General features: G+C 42.7%; 2 protein-coding genes. Both read left to right on the forward strand.

Annotated features, from left to right (window positions below; genetic code table 11):
• The first annotated feature begins 216 nt into the window (after positions 1-216).
• Positions 217-1,248, forward strand: a complete 1,032-nt coding sequence (locus tag OB13_RS18640) for a glycosyltransferase (RefSeq protein ID WP_461491693.1) — start codon at positions 217-219, stop codon at positions 1,246-1,248.
• 137 nt (positions 1,249-1,385) lie between these two features.
• Positions 1,386-2,423, forward strand: a complete 1,038-nt coding sequence (locus OB13_RS18645) for a DUF354 domain-containing protein (protein WP_461491694.1) — start codon at positions 1,386-1,388, stop codon at positions 2,421-2,423.
• Positions 2,424-2,445 lie beyond the last annotated feature (22 nt).

Below are 2,445 nucleotides of genomic sequence, written 5' to 3' on the forward strand. Positions count from 1 at the left end.
CCTCTTCTTATGCTGTTATTAGCTGCCATTAAATATAGAAGAGAAGAACAAGAGGACAATGACCAGCCTGTTCCCAGCCACAATCATCTGGCTCAAAAAGTAGTTTGACAGGTAGTTTTCAATATAAATATCCCAGGATGACCGCTTATTCTTTTTCGTGTGATCATTACTGGAATCCAGATTCGGTCCGATAGGCTCACTTAATAAGAAATAGGTATGAAAGTACTCTTCGTCTGTAGCGGCAATTCTAAAAACTTTGAGGTTATACCTTTCATAAAAGCACAAGGTGAATCGTTGAAAAAGTTAGGTATAGATGTAGAATACTTTCCTATCATAGGAAAAGGCTTGTGGGGGTACGTAAAGGCCGGATTTAGATTACGGAATTACCTGAAAAACAGATCCTATGATCTTATTCACGCTCACTTTTCATTATCTGGCTGGGCAGCCGTAATCGGTTCGGGCAATACTCCGGTCATCTTATCCCTGATGGGGGATGATGCACAGGGAGATTATATAGGCGTCAACAAGATCCGGTTCGGAAGCAGGTTCTTTATGCTCTCTTCCTTTCTTATTCAACCATTCGTAAAAGCCATAATTTCCAAGTCTAAAAATCTTGAAGACTATGTTTATCTGAAACACAAATCGTTCATCATCCCGAACGGGGTAGATACGGAAGTTTTCAAACCGATCCCTGAATCAAATCCAGAAAAAGTCGGGCTGGATACAGGAAAAAAATACATTTTGTTCCTGGGAAGTAAAGAGCGGATAGGTAAAAATTATCCACTCGCTCAGTCAGCGGTTTCCCGTTTGAATTTGCCGGATGTAGAGCTTATAAATCCATATCCTATACCGCATGAAGAAATAAGCTCGTATTTAAACTCGGCAAATCTCCTGGTGGTCCCATCCTTCATGGAAGGCTCTCCCAATGTTGTTAAAGAAGCAATGGCTTGCAATTGTCCGATTGTAGCTACCAATGTGGGCGATATCGAATGGGTTATAGGAGACACAGAAGGATGTTTTACAGCCTCTTTTGATGCCGAAGATTTTGCCGAAAAAATTATGGCTGCCCTGAAGTTTTCAGAGCTAAAAGGCCGAACAAACGGAGCACAACGCATCAAAGAATTAGGATTAGACTCAACCACCATTGCAAAACGGTTAGTTGAAGTTTACCAAATGTGTTGCTCCATGCACAGGAGTCGCGCTAAAGAACCTTTAGCCAAAAATCCAACCACCCAGGAAGCCTACTGATACCTGCTGCATTGCCCTTTCCAGTTTACAACAGAGGCTCTGTTCATAAGTTACGAAACGTGCGTTGACGCCTCCGGAGCGGACGTGTTGCATACCCCCTACCCATACCTTCTACCCGATTAGCATCATCTAAGAAAATGAGAATCATCATCGACATCAATCACCCGGCGCATGTCCATTATTTCAAAAATTTCTCCAGAATAATGCATGCGAAAGGGCATAAAATCCTTTTCGTGTCCCGGAACAAGGAGATGGCGCACCGGCTGTTGAACCTGTACAATATACCTTTTATAAACCGGGGCAAAGGCAAAGATGGGCGGATCGGGAAGTTTCTATACCTGCTTTATGCCAATTTAACTTTGATGAAGATATCATCCCGCTTTAAGCCAGATCTGTTTCTTAATTTCCTTCATCCTTATCCTTCCCAAGTAGCGAAATTATTAGGCAAACCTTCCTTCGTGTTCAGCGACACCGAACACGCTAGTTTACATCATAAACTCACAGTGCCTTTCGCCACAAAAGTTTTCACGCCTTCCTGTTACCGCACGGACTTAGGTGAAAAACAGGTGCGATTCAACGGATACATGGAGCTCGCTTATTTACATCCTGCCTACTTTACGCCTGACCCCGAAATCCTGGATATACTCGGCGTACAGGAAAATGAGAAGTATGTCATTGTAAGATTTGTTTCCTGGGCCGCCGCCCATGATTTTGATCACGCCGGTATGACCCTTCAAAACAAAAGAAAAGCAGTCCAGGCACTGGCCAAACTGGCCAAAGTGTTCATTACATCGGAAGGTGAATTACCGCCGGACCTGGAAAAATACAGGATAAGAATTCCATTCGATAAAATGCATGACGCCATCTACTACAGTAGTTTGTTGTTCGGAGAAAGTGCGACCATGGCATCAGAGGCAGCTGTATTAGGTACACCCTCGATTTTTATGGACAATGACGGAAGAGGCTATACAGATGAGGAAGAGAAGAAGTATGGCCTTGTATTTAACTTTACTGAGAGTGAGCAGGATCAGCAAAGAGCCATTGAGAAGGCTGTGTCAATTTTAGAAGATGAAGGTAGCAAGCATAGGTATAAAAATATCAGAGAAGTTCTTCTATCCGACTGCATTGATACGACTGAATTTATGGTAAGCGAAGTGCTGAAATATGCCCATTAAAACTTTCTTTCCAAAGAATGCA

The organism is Pontibacter sp. HJ8, assembly GCF_054824225.1.